This window comes from Sphingopyxis sp. CCNWLW2, from assembly GCF_037095755.1.
Taxonomy (GTDB): domain Bacteria; phylum Pseudomonadota; class Alphaproteobacteria; order Sphingomonadales; family Sphingomonadaceae; genus Sphingopyxis.
On the sequence record NZ_JBAWKJ010000001.1, the window covers coordinates 685001 to 702746 of the forward strand.

The following is a 17746-nucleotide window of genomic DNA, read 5'->3' on the forward strand; positions in this document are numbered from 1 at the left end:
GGTGATAGCGACGCGCGACGGCGGCCGGACCGAGGAGCGCGTGACCGAGGGGCTGTTCACCTTCGTCGCGCTCGACGAGAATCACCGGCCGCGCGCGCTGCCGCCGGTCTGACGGGCGGCTCAGCCGCCTTTCATCTTTTGCCGGAAAGTCTGAACGAGGCTGTCGTTCGCGGGAACGCGCACGCGCCACACCCAGCTGCTGCCCCGCCGTTCCCACCCTTCGGGCGCGGGATCGAGCGCGAAGGGAATCAGCATCTCGATCTCCGCATCGAAGGGCCGGGCGTTGGTTATCTTGACCTGCCAGAGCTTGTAATCCGGATCGGCATCGTTCTTCACAACGGTCAGATATTGCACCGCCGGACTTAGACCGAGGTCATAATCGACGCGTTCGTCCTTTGCCTTGTCGCCGATCTTTGCCTCACCGACGAGCAGGCGTCGCCCGCCGATCGTCTCAAAAACCGTCACCGCACCGGCGGGCAGCGCGAGGCCCAACCCATCGGACTCGCGGTTCTGGACACGCAATTGCATGGAGAGCGGCTGAAGCCGGTTCGCCATGAAATCATAAAGCGTCGCCGCATAAAGCTGCTCGACCGCAACCTTGTCCTTCGCGAGCAGCGCGACCTGCTTCTGCCCCTTCGCCGACACATCGACGCGAAAGGGGATGCGATAAAATTTGAGATCGCCCAGATCCTCGGCCGGCGGCGGGGGTGGTGGAGGCGGCGCCGGGGCGGCCATCATCGGCGGTGGAGGCATCCCGCGATCGCGGCGCTGCGCCGTCACGATCACCTCAGCGGCGGCACTCTCATCATAGCTCTGCTCGAACTCGATGATCGGCGGCAGCTCCCACAGGGGATGCGTGCTCGTGATGTCCATCGGCCAGCACTTGAGCACCAGCGGCCCCGGGGTGCTGCGCGGCAGCGGCGGGCTGTACATCTTGTTGAGGCGCCCCGCGATCACGTTGAGCTGCGCGCCCGGGAAACTCGTCACCCCGCCGTTCGCGACGGTGATCCAGCCGGTCAGTCCCAGCGTCTTTCCGTCGGTACCGCGATCGGCGACATAATTGGCGGCCCAGTCGAACCCTTCAGCGAGATAGAGGAGTTGCACCTTCACCGTCCGCGCCGCCTTGCTCTCGACGAGCACCGACAGCGTCGGCTTGGCCGAAAGATCCTTGGGCACGCGAGGATAGAGCATCCGCTCGGGCAGGCCCGAACAGGCGAGCGCCTCGACTCCGGCGGCCGTCTGGACGATCACCCCGCCGTTCGGCCCCGACTGGATCACCGCGTCCTGTTCGACCACCTTTCCGGTGGCGAGGCTAGTGCGCCGCAAGGTGACGCTGCGTTTGAGATAGGCATCGACGAGTCCGGCGGGCGACAGCAACCGCGCATCGCGATTCTTTTCAACGACGCCTTCGAGCAAGCCGCTGAGCACCGCGGTTTCGGGCAGCAACCCCTCGGCCACGCCTTCGAATCGCAGCACCGACATCCCGGCGGGCAGTGTGACGGTGCGCGTTTCGGTGATGAAGGCGAAGCCCTGCGGCCAGTTCGGGTCGATCGGCCCGCCGCCGCGCGACGGCGCGCGATAGACGGTGACCGCGGCATCGTCGATTTTGGTCGACACGGTGACCGGCGCCGAAGCCTGGGCAAGCGCGGGCGCCGGCGTCAGCAGCCCCGCGACCCACAGCAGCAGCGGCCAGGCCCGCATCGCTTGGACCTCAGTACCGCGAATCGAATGTTACGGTCAGATCGACCTTGCCGTTCGCGGGCACCGGCACCTGCCATTCGATCCGATCGGCCGAAATGCGCTCGCCCTTCAGGCTTTCGTCGCTGATGCGGACGTCGCCATAAAGCCCGTCCTGTGCAAGCAGCACGGTCACCGGCGAAGGCCGCGCGTTGCTGACGATGTACTTCATCTTGGTCACCCAGCGCGAATCGCCCTTGCGCGTGCGCGACACGACGGTGGGCTGGACCTTCACGTCGAAGGCATCGCCGGTGCGCAGCGACATGGCCGAGCCCATCGGGGTATGACCGATCTGGTTTTCGCCGATGAACTGCGGGTCGCCGCGCGCGTCGCGCATATAGACGCGAATCGTGCCCGCAGGCAGCTGGTCGCCGAGCCCGCCCTGCCGTGAGGTCGAGAAGCGCAGCACGCTCGCGGTGCTCACCGGCTCGTTGTTGCTGCCGAGCCAGCGATTGACATATTCATAGGTCGAGCGCGCGGGCGCGCCCTTCACATCGAGGAAACTCACCTGCTTCTGCTGCGCGTTGGCGATCGTCGTCCGCTGCGCGAGCGGATAGAGATAATAGTCGCCGAGCCGTTCGCGGTCGTTCGATTCGGTGCCCGCCGAATCCATCGCGCCCGACATCTGGCGGAAACCGCCACCGCCGCCCGGACTGCCCGCGACAAGCAAGGTGCGTGCATTGCTGAAGGTTGTGCCCGTGCTGTTGGTCAGCGTCACCCAGCCCTGAATATCCATCGCGCCCTTTGCGGCGTCGAACAGCGCGACATAGTCGGCGGTCCAGCCAAGGTTCGGGGTGAGATAGGACAGCCGCGCCGGGACGGTGCCGCCATTGGCGGCATCGACCGTCACCGACAGCGTCGGGCGCGCGCGCAAATTGGGCGGCAACCGGTCGAATACCGCACGCACCGGTAAGCCGTCGTCGCGCAGCACCTCGATCCGTTCGCCGATCTGAAGCACGATGCCGCCGTTCGCGGCGAGCACCTTTGCGCGCTCGGTGCGCTCGGCGCCCGTCGCGGGGTTTGTGCGGACGAGCGTGATCGACTGGCCGACCGCCTTGTCCATCAACTTGTCGGGGGTGAGCAGGTCGAAATCGAAATTCTGTTCGACGATCCCGATGCCGGGACCCGACAGCGTCACCGTTTCGGGGCGGATGCGCGCCGACACGTCGGGGAATTCGATGCGGTTGCGCCCAGCGGTGACGCTGAGCTGGCGGTCGTCCTGCACGAGCGACTGGCCATTATTATAGATGGTGACCGCGACGTCGCCCTGCGCGTTGCCCGTCGCGGCGTCCTGCGCAAAAAGGGCGGTCGACGTCCCGCCGACGAGCAGCGGCAAACAGGCCAGGGCCAACACGCGCATAAAAAACCTCCCCGCAGGATATCCCGCGGGGAGGCTATGTCATGCGAATCGGAAAAACCAGCGTGAAATCGCTGGCTTATTCGGCCGCTTCGACGTCGGTGTTGCGCGTCGCCAGCGTGCGGCGCGTGCGGCGCGGCTTGGCGGCGGGCGCTTCGTCCGCGGCATCGCTTTCGGCGGCGCGTTCGGGGCGACCGATCGCGGGCGGCAGGACGGCGGTGTCGATCCCGGCACCACCATTGTCGCCGCTGTCTTCCTGACGCGGACGGCGGGCCGGGCGGCGCGCGGGACGCGGAGCGGGTTCCTGCTCGGCGGCTTCTTCGCGCACGGCGGGAGCTTCGCTGCGATCATTGCGATCGCCCTGCGCTTCGTCCTCATCGCGGTTGCGGACGGGGCGGGCGCGGGCCGGCTGGCGGTTGCCGCGATTGTCATCGTCGCGGTTGCCGCGCGGTTCGCGATTGCCGCGATTGTCGTCGTCACGGTCGCCGCGCGGTTCGCGGTTGCCGCGATTGTCGCGCTGACCGCGGTCACCCCGATCGTTGCGGTCGCCCCGATCGTTACCACGATCGTTCCGCTCGCCGCGGTCGTCGCCATTGTCGCTGTCGTCGCGGCCGGTGTCGGCTTCGAAATCGCCGTCGGTATCGTCGTGGCCGTCGAAATCCTCGACGCCGCGAATCTCGCGGCTGCGGTCGTGGCTGCGTTCCTGTCCGTTCGCCGCGGCCTTTTCTTCCTGGCGGGCGCGGAAGTCGCTCACGACGCGGAAATAATGGTCGGCGAACTGCAGATAATATTCGGTCTGGACCCGGTCGCCGGCAAGCTGCGCGTCGCGCGCGAGGTTGCGGTACTTCTCGATCATCTGGGCGCCGTTGCCGCGCGCGCGGCTGTCGATGCGGTTGGCCTGGTCGACACCGCCGCGCCCACCCGACTGCGGCCGATTATTGTTGTTGCTGTTGTTGTTACGGCCGCGACGGCGACCGTTCTGTCGGTTGTTCATGTTCAACTGAGACATCCTGTCGATAAGCTAATAAGCTACGCCAACCCCTTTTGGCCGACCGCGCCACCCGCGCGTCGTGCCCGCGCTCCTTGCGCGGTTCTTGCCCTTTACCGCTTGCACCGGACCCCACGGTCCCGCGCCAGCATCGTAAGTGGGAAGCAGACCAGCCGGACCAGTATCGATGCTGTTCGCATCGCCAAAGGGACCCCGATCAGGTCTGTGAGCCCGCCCCTACCGCGCTTTTTAGCGGAAACCAAGCAAATTCTTGTAGGGCCGTCAGGCGCGGGTCAGCAAAAGCGCCCTGTCGCGGCCGCCCAGATCCTGTCTGCAGGCGACCTTGAACCCCGCGGTTTCGGCGAGCTCACGAACCGAGATATGTTGCGTGTGCCCGATTTCAAGGGCCGCGAGGCCGCCGGGCGCCAAAAGGCGCGGCAAATCGGGAATGATCCGCCGATAGTCGTCGAGTCCGTCGGCGCCGGCGAAAAGCGCGCCAGCGGGCTCGTGACCGGCGACGTCGGGCATCAGGGCTTCGGAATCGGCAATATAGGGTGGGTTGCAGAGGATGAGGTCGAACTGGCCATCGATTCCCGCGCCCCAATCGCCGACCCGGAATTCGCTGCGATCCGCCAAACCCAGCGCATCGGCATTGGCGCGCGCATAAGTCAGCGCCACCTCGCTCGCGTCGATCCCCAGCCCCGTCGCGCGCGGCCATTCGGCCAGCGCCGCATGGAGCAGGGTTCCGGGTCCGGTGCCCAGATCGAGCACATGGCGCGGCGCGCCATCTCCGAAATGCCGGGCCGCCGCTTCGATCAGCGTCTCGCTATCCGGTCGCGGAATCAGCACGCCGGCGCCAACCGCCAGCCGAATCGTCCAGAAATCGCGGTAGCCGACGATATAGGCGACCGGCTCGTGCCGCAGCCGCCGTTCGATTAGCGCCGCGAAACGCTCGGGCACGGCAAAACGCGCCGGGTCGAGCAGCAACGCCTGCCGCTCGACGCCCAGCGCATGCGCCATCAACAGTTCGGCATCAAGGCGCGGGGTGTCGGACACCGCCGCCAGCCGCTGCGCCGCATCGCGCAGCGCGGACGCGAAGTCAGTCACCCAATCCCGCCAGCCGCTGCGCCTGATCCTCGGCGATCAGCGCGTCGATCAGCTCGTCCATCGCGCCCTCGATGATCTCGGGCAGGCGGTGGAGCGTCAGGTTGATGCGGTGGTCGGTCACGCGCCCCTGCGGGAAATTATAGGTGCGGATGCGTTCGGAGCGGTCGCCCGACCCGACCATCGACTTGCGCGCCGACGCCTCGGCGCTGTGGATCTTCTCGCGTTCCAGATCATAGAGCCGTGCGCGCAGAACCTGCATCGCCTTGGCGCGATTCTTGTGCTGGCTGCGCTGGTCCTGCTGGATCACGACGAGCCCCGACGGGATATGCGTGATGCGGATCGCCGAGTCGGTGGTGTTGACGTGCTGGCCGCCGGCGCCCGATGCGCGGTATATATCGATCTTGAGGTCACTGTCGTTGATCGCGACGTCGACTTCCTCGGCCTCGGGCAGCACCGCGACGGTCGCGGCGCTGGTGTGGATGCGCCCCTGGCTTTCGGTCGCGGGGACGCGCTGGACGCGGTGGACGCCGCTTTCGAACTTGAGCTTCGCGAACACGCCCTGCCCCGTCACCGACGCGACGACTTCCTTGTAGCCGCCCATTTCGGCCTCGTTCGCCGAGATCACTTCGACCTTCCAGCCCTGCCCGTCGGCGTAGCGGCTGTACATGCGCAGCAGGTCGCCCGCGAACAGCGCCGCCTCGTCGCCGCCGGTCCCAGCGCGGATTTCGAGCATCGACGCGCGCGCGTCGGCGACGTCCTTGGGGAGCAGCCTGATCGCAAGATCATGCTCGGCGGCGGGCAAAGCCTCTTCGACCGCGGCAAGCTCTTCGGCCGCCATCGCCTTCATTTCGGGATCGGCGAGCATCTCGTTCAGTGAGACGATTTCGCCGCGCAGCCGCACAACCTCGCGCGCCGCGGTCGCGACGGGTTCGAGCTCGGCGAACTCCTTCGATGCCGCGACGAAATCGGCAGGCGCCATATCGCCCGTCGCCATGCGCGCCTGCAACGCGGCATGACGCTCGATGATGGCGTCGATCTGTCTTTCGGAAACGTTGGCCATCAGAGTGCGCGAATAATCGCGTCGACCTTTATCGTCAGCTCGCTGTCGCCGCGAATGTTCGTGTAAGTCTCGCCGTCGCGCGTACCGATAGCAATCAGGGCGCGCGCCGGAATCTTCCCAGCCTTGTCGAAGCGTTTGCGCGGCGAACCGGTCGCGACGATTTCAGTTGCAAGTCCCTTACTCCGCATCGCGGCGAGAATTTTCATCGCGTAGGGAAGCAGACTATCGTCCTCGACCGCGATGACCGCGTCGAGCTGGGTGTCGATCACATCGTCGGCAAGCAGCATCGCCAGCCGCTCGATCCCGGCCGCCCAGCCGACCGCGGGGGTCGGCGGCCCACCGAGATTCTCGATCAGCCCGTCATAACGCCCGCCGCCGAGCACAGTGCCCTGCGCCCCCAAGCGATCGGTGACGAATTCGAACGCCGTGTGGCGATAATAGTCGAGCCCGCGCACCAGCCGCGCGTTGCGCTCCCACGCAACGCCCGCGGCGTCGAGGCCGGCGGTCACCGCGCCAAAGAAATCCTGCGCTTCGCTCGTGAGGAACGCGTCGATGTCGGGCGCGCTGTCGGCGATCGGGCGGTCCTTCGGATCCTTGCTGTCGAGGATGCGCAGCGGGTTCTTGTCGAGCCGCGCGAGACTGTCTTCCGACAGCTCACCGCGATGCGCTTCGAAATGCTCGACCAGCGCCGCGCGCCAGCCGTCGCGGCTCGCCGCATCGCCGAGCGTGTTGAGCGTCAGCGTGACGCCTTCGGATATGCCGAGCTCTTTCAGAAGCTGGTCGGCGAACACCAGCAGTTCGGCATCTGCCAGCGGGCTGTCGCTGCCGAGCACTTCGGCGTCGAGCTGGTGGAACTGACGATAACGCCCCTTTTGCGGGCGCTCGTAACGGAACAGCGGGCCTTGCGTCGCGACCTTCAGCGGCGCGAACTGCTGCCAGCCGTTGGTGATATAGGCGCGCGCGATCCCCGCGGTGAATTCGGGGCGCAGCGTGATCGATTCGCCGCCGCGATCCTCGAACGAATACATTTCCTTCGACACGACATCGGTCGTCTCGCCCAGCGAGCGCGCGAACACCGCGGTCGGCTCGATCACCGGCACCTCGACGCGCTTGTAGCCATAGAGGCGGCGCACGCGTTCGAACGTCTCGACGACATGCGCGAAACGGTCGGCGAAATCGCCGAGCATGTCCTGGGTGCCGCGCACAGCCTGCGGCGTCGGGATTTTCGCGCTTTTGTCCTTGCTCATGCGCGGCGCATCTAATGGTTTTTCGTCGAAAGGCAAAGTGCGCTTGCAGAGCCGCCGCTGGACCTCGCCCACGTTTCGCGGCAGAGGTGCTGCCCATGAAAAAAGCACTGTTCGTCGCAGCGGCGGTCATCGCCGCACCCATCGCCTTTTCGCCCGCCAGCGCCCAGGACGGCAACAGCCGCCCCCAGCCGGTCGTCCAGCCGCTGACGATCCCGCTGCCCGCCGACAAGCCCTATCCGGGCATAATGCAGCTCAAGGTCGACGCGACCGACTTTGCGCGCGGCATCTTTCATGTGCGCCAGACGATCCCCGTCGCGAAGGCGGGCAAGCTGACGCTGCTCTACCCCGAATGGTTGCCCGGCAAGCACGCGCCGCGCGGCGCGATCGCCGAGATGGCGGGGTTCAAGGCGAGCGCGGGCGGCAAGCCGCTGAGCTGGACGCGCCAGCCGACCGATGTCTACGCCTTCGACGTGGACGTGCCCGCGGGCACGAAGAGCATCGACGTCACCTTCGATTTCCTGTCGCCGACGCGCACAAGCGAAGGCCGCGTCGTCGTCACCCCGGCGATGATGAACCTGCAATGGGAACAGGTCAGCCTCTATCCTGCGGGCTATTTCACCCGCGCGATCCCGGTGCAGCTCGAAGTCACGCTGCCTGATGGCTGGACCGGCGCGTCGGCGCTCGACGGGCTCAAGGTTTCAGGCAACCGCTACAGCTTCGCGCCGACCAATTACGAGGTGCTGATCGACAGCCCGATGTTCGCGGGGAAATTTTTCCGCAAATGGGACCTCGGCAACAAGGTGACGCTCAACGTCGTCGCCGACGAGCCCAAATATCTCGAGGCGAGCCCTGATCATATCGCGCGCCACGCCGCGCTGGTGTCCGAAGCGATCGCATTGTTCGGGGTGCGGCATTTCGACCGCTATGAATTCCTGCTCGCGCTCACCGAAGAACTCGGCGGCATCGGGCTCGAGCATCATCGCAGCAGCGAGAACAGCCGCGCGACCGACTATTTCACCAAATGGAACGACAATGACAGCGAACGCGGGCTGCTGCCGCACGAGCTGACGCACAGCTGGAACGGCAAATACCGCCGCCCCGACAAGATGTGGACCCCCGACTATCGCACCCCGATGCAGGACAATCTGCTCTGGGTTTATGAAGGCCAGACGAGCTTCTGGGACCTCGTCCTCGCCGGCCGGTCGGGGATGCAGTCGAAGGAGATGGTCCTCGCCGAATGGGCGACGAACGCCGGCAATTACAGCGTCCAGCCGGGGCGCCAGTGGCGTTCGGTCGAGGACACGACGCTCGACCCGATCATCGCGGCGCGCAAGGCCAAGCCCTTTGCGAGCTGGTCGCGCAGCGAGGATTATTACAACGAAGGATCGCTGATGTGGCTCGACGCCGACATGCTGATCCGCCAGGCGACGAACAACGCCAAGAGCCTCGACGATTTCGCGCGTGCTTTTTTCGGCGGGCGCGAGGGCGACTGGGGGCAGGACACCTATGATTTCGACGATGTCGTCGCGGCGCTGAACGCCGTCCATCCTTATGACTGGGCAAGCTTCCTGCGCGAACGCATGCAGGCAAGCGGGCGGACGGCGCCCACCGGCGGGATCGAGCGCGCGGGATACCGCCTCGTCTGGCGCGACGCGCCCAATGTCTATGACCGCGACCGCATGGCGCAGGCGAAAAACGCCGACCTCACCCATTCGCTGGGGATGACGATCGACAAGGACGGCGTCGCGACCGGCATCCTGTGGGACGGCCCGGCATTCAAGGCCGACATCGTCAACGGAACGAAGATCGTCGCGGTCGACGGGCTGAGCTATAGCCGCGAGCGGATCGAAGCCGCGATTCGCGCCGCGACCGACGCCAAGACCCCCGTACGCCTGCTCGTCGAGCGCGGCGGGCGCTATCGCAATATCGAGATCGACTATCACGCCGGGCTGCGCTGGCCGCATCTCGAAAAGACCGCCGCTGGCCCCGACTGGTTCGACCGGCTGCTGGCGGCGAAGCGCCAACTCTAAAATCCTCCCTGCCGCGCAGCGGTGGGGAGGGGGACCGTTCGCGAAGCGAATGGTGGAGGGGTCGGCGCCATACCCCCTCCGTCAGCGCTTCGCGCTGCCACCTCCCCATGCCTGCGGCACAGGGAGGATCTTGCACGCCCTTCGCCCCTCGACTTTTGGCTCTTTCCGGCGCTAAAGGCGCGCGCGATTCAAAAACACAAAAGGATCTCCCATGCGCATCGACCTGATTCCCGCCGGCGACAGCCCGCCCGACAGCCTCAACGTCCTGATCGAAGTTCCGATCGGCGGCGAGCCGGTGAAATATGAATTCGACAAGGCAAGCGGCGCGCTGTTCGTCGACCGCTTCCTCCACACCCCGATGCGCTATCCCGCCAATTATGGCTTCGTGCCGCACACGCTGGGCGAAGACGGCGATCCGCTCGATGCGCTCGTCGTCGCGCGTTCGCCGATCGTCGCGGGCGCGGTGGTGAAGTGCCGCCCGATCGGCGTGCTGATGATGGAAGACGATGCCGGCGGCGACGAGAAACTGCTCTGCGTGCCCGTCAACAAGACCTTCCCTTATTATGCCGATGTCGCGAGCTACACCGACATGCCGCCGATCGTGCTGCAGCAGATCGAGCATTTCTTCACCCACTATAAGGACCTCGAACCCGGCAAATGGGCGAAGCTCAATGGTTGGGGCGATGTGAACGAGGCGAAGCGCATCATCGTCGAGTGCATCGAGCGCGCGAAGAAGATCGGTTTCTAATTCTTGTCCGTGGGCGCCGGGTCCGTTTCCGGCGCCCCGATAATCTGCACGTCCTGCCGCGGATAGGGGATGCGAATTCCCGCTTCCTTGAAGCGGTCCCAGATTCCCAGGAACACCTCGCCCTGGATATTGCCGAGTCCCGCCTCGGGATCCGAAATCCAATAGCGCAGCTCGTGCTCGACCGCGCGTTCTCCAAATGCCGTGATCCACACCGCCGGTTCGGGCTCGTTCAGGATGCGCGGGTTCGTCATGGCGGTTTCGACGATCAGCCGCTGCGCGCGCCTGAGGTCGCAGTCATAGGGAACCGGCACGCGCATCCGCACGCGCACCTCGGGGCTCGCATAGCTCCAGTTCTCGACCGGCTGCGTCATCAACAATTCGTTCGGGATCAGATGTTTCTTGCCGTCGCGGGTGACGACATTGACCGCGCGCACGCCGATCTTGGCAACGCGGCCGACATTGGGCACTCCGCCGGGTAGCGCCGATCCGCCCATCGAACTCCCGTCGCCGACGACGATGATGTCGCCCGGCTTGATCGACCGGTCCATCAGCAGGATGATCCCCGCGATCAGATTGCCGACGGTCTTTTGCAGCCCGAAACCGATCGCGAGGCCCGCCGCGCCTGAGAAGACCGCCAGCGCGGTCAAGTCGATGCCGAGCAGGTCGATGCCAAAGAGCAGCGCAAAGACGAACAGCGCGATCGCGATCAGCTTTTCGGCGAGCAGCCGCTGCGTCGCATCGATCTGGGTATTGCGACGGAGCAGCCATTTGATCGAGCGCAGGATGATTCGCACAGCCAGATACAGCAGCACCGCGACGACGATCGTCGAAAACAGCCCATAGAGCGACAGCCGGTACGAGCCGACATCGATGCCGATCGCCTTCAGCGCCTCGATCGTGCGGAGAACGCCCCCGGACAGCCCGTCCATCGGCTTATCCCGCCATCGCGGCAAAGCCGCGTTGGAGATCGGCGATCAGGTCGGCCGGATCCTCGAGCCCGATCGACAGGCGGACGAGCGGGTCGGGATCGGTCCATGTGGTCGCGGTGCGGATCGACGGCGGATCGCTCGGTACGACCAGGCTTTCATAGCCGCCCCAGCTGAACCCGATGCCGAAATGGACGAGCGAATCGATGAAACGCGTCCGCGCGGCTTCATCGACGCCCTTCAGCGTGAAGCCGAACAACCCGCTCGTGCCCGCGAAATCGCGCGCCCAGATCGCATGGCCGGGATCGCCCGGAAGCGCGGGATGGAGCACACGGCCGACTTCCGGGCGCGCGGCGAGCCAGTTCGCGACCGCCAGCCCGTTCGCGCCGTGGCGCTGCATCCGCACGTCGAGCGTGCGCAGCCCGCGCAGCATCAGCGCGCAATCGTCGGGCGAAACCGCCTGCCCAAGCTGATACGCCGCCTGCCGCAGCCGCGGCCACACCGCCTTCGTCGCGGTCAGCGAGCCCATCATCGCGTCGCTGTGCCCGCCGACATATTTGGTGAGGCTCATCATCGTCACGTCGACACCGTGCGCCAGCGCCGGAAACAGCAACGGCGTCGCCCAGGTATTGTCGAGCATCGTCAGCACGCCGCGCGCCCGCGCAATGCGGGTGATCGCGGGAATATCCTGCACCTCGAAGGTCAGACTGCCCGGCGATTCGAGAAAGATCAGCTTCGTCTCGGGCCGGATCAGCTCGGCAATCCCCGCGCCGGCGAGCGGATCGTAATAGCTCGTCTCGATACCGAGCCGCGCAAGCATGCCGTTGCAGAAGGCGCGCGTCGGTTCGTACGCGCTGTCGACCATCAGTAGGTGATCGCCCGGCGACAGCAGCGCGAGCAGGCCCGCCGAATTGGCCGCGACCCCCGACGGATAGAGCAAGGTGCCCTCGGCCCCCGGCTCCATCCCGGTCAACGCATCGGCGAGCGCCCACACCGTGGGCGTCCCGCGGCGGCCATAATACAGCCTGTCGTGCGTCGCGTGACCGCGCGCCTTCAGATCGGCGATATTGTCGTAGAGGATCGTCGAGGCGCGCCACACCGGCGGATTGACGACGCCACCGCCGAGCCGCGGGTCGCCGGTCCATTCGGGGCGCCGTCCGCCCTGCACGAGTTTCGTCGCAGGGCGGAGGCTATCATCGTCGCTGTTGCTCATCCCCGCCTTGTTAGCGGAGCACCGGCCAAAATCCACCCTTCGGGACGAAGGATGTCCGGGCCGGGCGCGTCAGGCCGCGCCGGTCGCCTTGGGCGTCGCGGGGTCGGCGCCCCATTCGACCCAGCTGCCGTCGTAAACCGCTACGTCATCCTTGCCGAGCAGGTGCGCGCCGAAGGCGACGACGGTCGCGGTCATGCCGCTGCCGCAGGTGGTGATGAGCGGCTTGTCGAGATCGACCCCGGCGGCGTCGAACGCGGCCTTCAGATCGTCGCCGCGCTTCCACGTGCCGTCGGCGTTGAACAGCTCGCCGTGCGGCAGGCTGCGCGAATTCGGAATATGGCCCGGCGCGACGCCCGGACGCGGGTCGCGCTCCTCACCGGTGAAGCGCGCCACGGGACGCGCATCGACGACCTGTTCGGCGCCGCTGTCGAGGTTCGCCAGCATCTGGTCCTTGGTGCGCACCGCCTTCGCATCGCGCCACACGGTGAAGTGGCGGTGGCGCAGCGTCTGCTTGCCCATTTCGAGCCCGCGGCCTTCGGCCTTCCACTTCGCGAGGCCGCCGTCGAGCAGCGCGACGTCATGCGCGCCGAACAGCTTGAGCAGCCACCAGCCGCGCGCCGCGCTCTTGAGCGGGCTGTCGTCGTAAAGCACGATGCGGCTGCCATCGCCGAGACCGAGCGACTGCATGCGGCTCGCAAATTTCTCGGCCTGCGGCGCCATATTGTCGACGTCGCTCGACGGATCGGTCAGTTCGGCGAGGTCCATGAATACTGCGCCGGGGATGTGGCCCGCTTCATATTCGGCGCGCGCGTCGCGTCCCTCGTCGGCAAGGAATTTCGTCGCATCGACGACCCGCAGGTCCGATGCCCCCAGTTCGCGTTCCAGCCAGTCGGTTGAGACCAAGGCGTCCATGTCATGCTCCTGTTGCGACCGGCCGGGAACCTGTTTTTCCTGTCCCTCACCGGCCATCCTGCTGTGGCTCTGTTCTTTTCTGGGGAATAGTCAGCCTATGCCCCCACCTGCGCTTTTTCAAGCGCAGTCGATCCTGCCCCAGCCGATGCTGCACCGCAACAAAAAACCAGTACCGTTTTGAGCCAGACTATTGAGCGCGCTTGACGGCGGTCGAGCGCGCCGCGGGCCGATCGACCGTATAGGATGCGCGGTCGAGCGGCAGCGGCGCGAGCTTTTCGCTCCCGCTCGCACCCTGTTCGCGGCCGAGCACAAAGCTGCCGGCATTCTGGCCGAAGGCGTCGCCCTCGCCATCCCAATGATAGGTCACGTCGAACGCGATGACGGGGACGAGCATCGGCTTGCCGCCGATCATCAGCGGCTCGATCGCGGCGCGCGGCAGCATGACTTCGGTCGACAATTCCTCCCCCGCACCGGGCGCGAGCATCATATCGTCGCGCAGTATGCTGCCGCCTGCACCGTCGAAGAAGCGCGCGAGCACCGGTTCGGTCATCGCCGATCCCTGATTGAGCGCGATGCGGACCATCAGGCCGGTCGCCGCGGTCGGCCCCTGATTCATAAGGTGGAGCGCAAATCCGACCGCCACATGGTCGGCGGCGAAGCGGATACTGCGGATGTCGAGCGCCATGCCGATGATCGCACGCTTTTCGGCCGCGGGACGCGTGACAAGCGGCGAAGGCGCGGGCCGCTCGGGCGGCGCAAGCGGCGCGCGCGCGGGCTGGCGTGCGGCCGGGCGCGGCGCCACCGGCTGCATTGGCTTCGGCGCGGCGGGCTTTGGTGAAGCCGGCGGCGCGGCGCGCTGGACGGGCGGTGTCGGGGCCGGGCGCGGCGTCTCGGGCGCTTCGTCGATGGTGGGACCGGCGGGCGCGGCGCGGCGGCGCCAGTACCAGAAACCGGCGCCCGCGGCTGCCAGTAAGGCAAGCACCCACGCCCAGATCGGCGTGCCCGACGGCGCATCCGCGGGAGCTGCTGCAACCGGCGTTTCGTCGGCGGCGACGGGTGCGGCGTCCGCCGCCGTGGCAGGGGGCGGCGTGGCCGTCTCAAGCGGCGGCAACGCCGGATTGTCGGTCGTGGCGGGCGCCGCCGGGCTTGCGGTTTCCGGTGCGGTCGTACGCGGAGCCGCGATCGCGGGGGTATCGCGCCGTGTCGGTGCCGGCGCGGGTGTCGGGGTGGCCGTCGCGGGCTGGGTCGGGGCAACGCGCGGCGGCGCCACGGGCTGCGTCGGCGTCGGCGCGGGGGTCGGCGTCGGCTGGCCGCGCCGCTCGCCCGGCGCGACCGGCGGCAGGCCATTGTCCGAGGGACCCTGCACACCCGGCGTACGGCCGTCATCGGCGGGCGGGGGCAGGCGGAAGTCGATCGGGCGGGGCGAGGTTGTGGTGTCCTGCGCGCGCGCGGGCATCGCCGCGCTCAGCATCGCCGCCACCAGCGCGAACGTCGCCACCTGTTCTCGCCCGAAGTTACGCACCGTCATCTTGTCCGCGATCCCACACTACCCATATCTCGCACACGCCGCTGAATCGGCGCTGAACCCTGCGGCCCGTCATCTCCCAGGACAATTGGTCCGGATGACATCGGCGCCGCTGCGCACTAGAGCCTTTCCATGACCGATTCCACCCCTACCCCGCTCGCGCCGAAACATCTCGGCCAGTCCAGCGAACTTCCTGCCTCGCCCGAGGCCGCGGTTCTCGACTATGTCCCCAATCCGCGCGCCAGCGAGCTCTATCTCGTCCGTTTCGCCGCGCCCGAGTTCACCTCGCTCTGCCCAGTGACCGGCCAGCCCGATTTCGCGCATCTCGTGATCGATTATGCGCCCGGCGAAACGATCGTCGAATCGAAGAGCCTGAAGCTGTTTCTCGGCAGTTTCCGCAATCACGCGGGCTTTCACGAGGATTGCACCGTCGGCATCGGCCGCCGCCTGTTCGACGAAATGCAGCCCCGCTGGCTGCGGATCGGCGGTTACTGGTATCCGCGCGGCGGCATCCCGATCGACGTCTTCTGGCAATCGAGCGCGCCGCCCGCCGACCTGTGGCTCCCCGACCAGGGCGTCGCGCCCTATCGCGGCCGGGGATGAAAGATTCATCTTTCCGTCACAAAATATTGACATTAGTGTCAGCGATATGACCGCCGCTTCCCTTCCACACGACCATGCGATCGCCGTTGGTGCCGACCAGATCGATTTCATGGGTCATGTGAACAACGCCCACTATTTGAGCTGGGTGCAGGAAGCGGTGCTGTCGCACTGGCGCCATATCGCGCCGCCCGACGCGGTCGCGGCGCATCTGTGGGTCGCGCTGAAGCACGAGATCACCTATCGCCGTCCTGCGTTCCTCGACGATCAGGTCATCGCGACCGTCATCCTCGAAAAGGTGCAGGGTGCGCGCGCCTTTTACGAAACGATCATCAAGCGTGGGGAGGATGTGCTGGCCGAGGTCAAATCCTCATGGTGCTGCATCGACGCCGAAACGCTGCGTCCCGCGCGGCTCGCGAGCGAGGTCGTCGCGCGCTTCTTTCCGGCCGAGAAGGTCTAACCCGAAAAAAGTCGTCGGATGTGAAAAGGCCCCCTCCTTTGCGGGAGAGGGCCTTTTCAAATTTGGACGAAGAAACTGCTACGCAACGCGAATGATTGCCCCAGCGCGGGGCCGGATCGTTCGGCCGCGCAGCGAATTTACGGGCTTACCGGATCGTCGTCGTCGTTGCCATCGATGACCAGCCAGATACCGCCGGCGACGATTGCAAGTCCGAGCACGATCGCAACCCAGCTCGCGCCTTCGAGTTCATTCTGACCCTCGGTGACAGAGGCCGCGCGGGCAGCGTCCAGTGCGGGCGCCGCCGACGCAGCCACCGGCGCAAGGACTATCGATGTCGCGGCGATTGAGACCGCGGCCTTTTTCCAGAGATTCATCGCAAACTCCTTTTTTAGCGGGCTTGAAACGCCGCTGACAGGCTTTGGTTCCATTACGTTTGCCGTGCCGGATCGGAGCTAGGCGGCGGTGAACCGGATCGGCAGGCGCTTCAATCCGCCGACGAACACCGATTCGACGCGCGCGGGCTCGCCGGCCAGTTCGAGGCTTTTGAGCCGCGGCAAAAGCTCTTCCATCAATATACGCATCTCCATGCGCGCGAGATGCTGGCCAAGGCAGACATGCGCGCCGAACCCGAAGGCGATCTGCTGGTTCTTTTCACGGTCGGGATCGAAAGCGAAGGGGTCGCCGAACACCGCCTCGTCGCGGTTGCCCGAAACATAATTGAGCATCAACCAGTCGCCCTCGCGAATCGTCTGGCCGCCGATCTCGACGTCTTCCCTGGCGCTGCGCATGAAATGCTGGACCGGCGTCGTCCAGCGGATCGCTTCCTCGACCAGCCCCGCCTTGTCGCTGTCGGCGGCGCGGAAGCGGTCGAACAACGCCGGGTTCTTCGCCAGCTCCATCATCGTGCCCGCGGTCGACGCGCTCGTCGTGTCGTGCCCCGCGGTCGCGACGATCATATAATAGCCGGCGAGTTCGCGGTCGGGAATCTGCTCGCCATTGATTGTCGCATTGGCGATCACCGTCGCAATATCCTCGCGCGGATTGGCGCGGCGTTCGGCGGTGAGCGCGCCGAAATAATTTTCGAAATCGGCGATGACATAGTTAAGCATCGCGATCGCCTGTTCGGCGCTGGTGATCGCCTCGCGGCTGCGGTTGAGTTCGGGATCGGTCGGGCCGAACAATTGCTGCGTCAACATCAGCATGCGCGGCTCGTCTTCGGGCGGGACGCCCAAAATGTCCATGATCACGCGCAGTGGATAATGCGCCGCGACGTCGCGCGCGAAATCGCATTCTCCGCCCGTTTCGAGCATATGATCGACGGTTTCGCGCGCCAGTTGGCGGATGCGATCTTCGACAATCTTCAGATTCTTGGGCATGAACCAGCTCTGCGTCAGCAGCCGGTATTTCATATGGTCGGGGGCATCCATCTGGACCAGCGAACGAATGAGGTGCCCGTCGTTGTTGGGGGTCGCCGCGCGCGCCAGCGCCTCGCCGTCGCGATTGGTCAGCACCGTCGGGCGGATGCCGTTCGCGAAACGCTGCGGATCGCGGCTGATCGCCATGATATCGGCGTGCCGCGTCACCAGCCAGAAAGGGTCGTGATCGTGATTCTCGGCGACGCCAAGCGGCATGTTCGCGCGCGCCCAGGCGAGCTGTTCGTGCAGCGGATCCCAATTGCCATATGCGACGGGGTCGACGACGGCGGCGGCTACCTCTCCAGGCAATATAGGTTTTGTCATGCAACCAAAGCTGCCTGATCGCGTGCCGTCTGTCGAGCCTCGACGACCGCCTGCCGAAAGGGGGCGTTGCGGGGGCTGGCGCATGCGCCTAGCCCGG

General features: G+C 66.2%; 17 protein-coding genes (1 of these 17 only partly in view). 5 read left to right on the plus strand and 12 right to left on the minus strand.

What is annotated here, in order from left to right; translation table 11 throughout:
* Positions 1–112 carry the 3' end of an acyl-CoA thioesterase gene (locus tag V8J55_RS03200; protein ID WP_336444354.1) on the plus strand. It extends 278 nt beyond the left edge of the window, so 112 of the gene's 390 nt are visible here — the last part of the coding sequence; its start codon lies beyond the left edge, outside the window; the stop codon is at positions 110–112.
* Positions 113–120: 8 nt separating this feature from the next.
* On the opposite strand, the gene V8J55_RS03205 is transcribed toward V8J55_RS03200, so the two are convergent.
* From V8J55_RS03205 to hisS, 6 genes are all read right to left on the minus strand, one after another.
* Positions 121–1701, minus strand: coding sequence for a DUF4139 domain-containing protein (locus V8J55_RS03205; protein ID WP_336444355.1), 1581 nt, complete (start codon positions 1699–1701; stop codon positions 121–123).
* Positions 1702–1711: 10 nt separating this feature from the next.
* Positions 1712–3097 carry a DUF4139 domain-containing protein gene (locus V8J55_RS03210; protein WP_336444356.1) on the minus strand — a complete coding sequence of 462 codons (1386 nt, stop codon included), beginning with the start codon at positions 3095–3097 and terminating at the stop codon, positions 1712–1714.
* A 76-nt stretch (positions 3098–3173) separates the two neighbouring features.
* Positions 3174–4088 (minus strand): DUF4167 domain-containing protein, encoded by a 915-nt coding sequence (locus V8J55_RS03215; protein WP_443030810.1) that lies wholly within the window; start codon positions 4086–4088, stop codon positions 3174–3176.
* A 276-nt stretch (positions 4089–4364) separates the two neighbouring features.
* Complete coding sequence (gene prmC, locus V8J55_RS03220) at positions 4365–5189, minus strand: peptide chain release factor N(5)-glutamine methyltransferase (protein ID WP_336444358.1); 825 nt, start codon at positions 5187–5189, stop codon at positions 4365–4367.
* On the minus strand, positions 5182–6249 hold the full coding sequence (gene prfA, locus V8J55_RS03225; protein WP_336444359.1) for a peptide chain release factor 1: 1068 nt from the start codon (positions 6247–6249) through the stop codon (positions 5182–5184). The genes prmC and prfA overlap by 8 nt, the downstream gene beginning before the upstream one ends.
* Positions 6249–7496 (minus strand): histidine--tRNA ligase, encoded by a 1248-nt coding sequence (gene hisS / locus V8J55_RS03230; RefSeq protein ID WP_336444360.1) that lies wholly within the window; start codon positions 7494–7496, stop codon positions 6249–6251. Before hisS ends, prfA begins: the two co-directional genes overlap by 1 nt.
* 95 nt (positions 7497–7591) lie before the next feature.
* Between hisS and V8J55_RS03235 the strand changes: the two genes are divergently transcribed.
* Complete coding sequence (locus V8J55_RS03235; protein ID WP_336444361.1) at positions 7592–9526, plus strand: M61 family metallopeptidase; 1935 nt, start codon at positions 7592–7594, stop codon at positions 9524–9526.
* Between the two features lie 211 nt (positions 9527–9737).
* On the plus strand, positions 9738–10274 hold the full coding sequence (gene ppa / locus V8J55_RS03240) for an inorganic diphosphatase (protein WP_037516908.1): 537 nt from the start codon (positions 9738–9740) through the stop codon (positions 10272–10274).
* Here ppa and V8J55_RS03245 read toward each other — a convergent pair.
* The 4 genes from V8J55_RS03245 to V8J55_RS03260 form a co-directional block, all read right to left on the minus strand.
* Entirely contained in the window at positions 10271–11203 is a 933-nt protein-coding gene (locus V8J55_RS03245; protein WP_336444362.1) for a mechanosensitive ion channel family protein, read from the minus strand. The two genes, ppa and V8J55_RS03245, sit on opposite strands and share 4 nt — an antisense overlap.
* Positions 11204–11207: 4 nt before the next feature.
* Complete coding sequence (gene metC / locus V8J55_RS03250; protein ID WP_336444363.1) at positions 11208–12413, minus strand: cystathionine beta-lyase; 1206 nt, start codon at positions 12411–12413, stop codon at positions 11208–11210.
* A gap of 69 nt (positions 12414–12482) precedes the next feature.
* Positions 12483–13325, minus strand: coding sequence for a 3-mercaptopyruvate sulfurtransferase (gene sseA / locus V8J55_RS03255; protein WP_336444364.1), 843 nt, complete (start codon positions 13323–13325; stop codon positions 12483–12485).
* Between the two features lie 187 nt (positions 13326–13512).
* Positions 13513–14853, minus strand: coding sequence for a hypothetical protein (locus tag V8J55_RS03260; protein WP_336444365.1), 1341 nt, complete (start codon positions 14851–14853; stop codon positions 13513–13515).
* A 129-nt stretch (positions 14854–14982) separates the two neighbouring features.
* Between V8J55_RS03260 and queF the strand changes: the two genes are divergently transcribed.
* Both queF and V8J55_RS03270 read left to right on the plus strand, forming a co-directional pair.
* Positions 14983–15453 (plus strand): preQ(1) synthase, encoded by a 471-nt coding sequence (gene queF, locus V8J55_RS03265; RefSeq protein ID WP_336444366.1) that lies wholly within the window; start codon positions 14983–14985, stop codon positions 15451–15453.
* A gap of 46 nt (positions 15454–15499) precedes the next feature.
* Positions 15500–15910 carry an acyl-CoA thioesterase gene (locus V8J55_RS03270; RefSeq protein WP_336444367.1) on the plus strand — a complete coding sequence of 137 codons (411 nt, stop codon included), beginning with the start codon at positions 15500–15502 and terminating at the stop codon, positions 15908–15910.
* Between the two features lie 137 nt (positions 15911–16047).
* Here V8J55_RS03270 and V8J55_RS03275 read toward each other — a convergent pair whose 3' ends face one another.
* Together V8J55_RS03275 and V8J55_RS03280 are read right to left on the minus strand one after the other, a co-directional pair.
* A complete protein-coding gene (locus tag V8J55_RS03275; RefSeq protein ID WP_336444368.1) occupies positions 16048–16284 on the minus strand; it encodes a hypothetical protein in 237 nt (78 codons plus the stop codon).
* Positions 16285–16362: 78 nt separating this feature from the next.
* Positions 16363–17649 carry a cytochrome P450 gene (locus V8J55_RS03280; protein WP_336444369.1) on the minus strand — a complete coding sequence of 429 codons (1287 nt, stop codon included), beginning with the start codon at positions 17647–17649 and terminating at the stop codon, positions 16363–16365.
* Between the last annotated feature and the right edge of the window lie 97 nt (positions 17650–17746).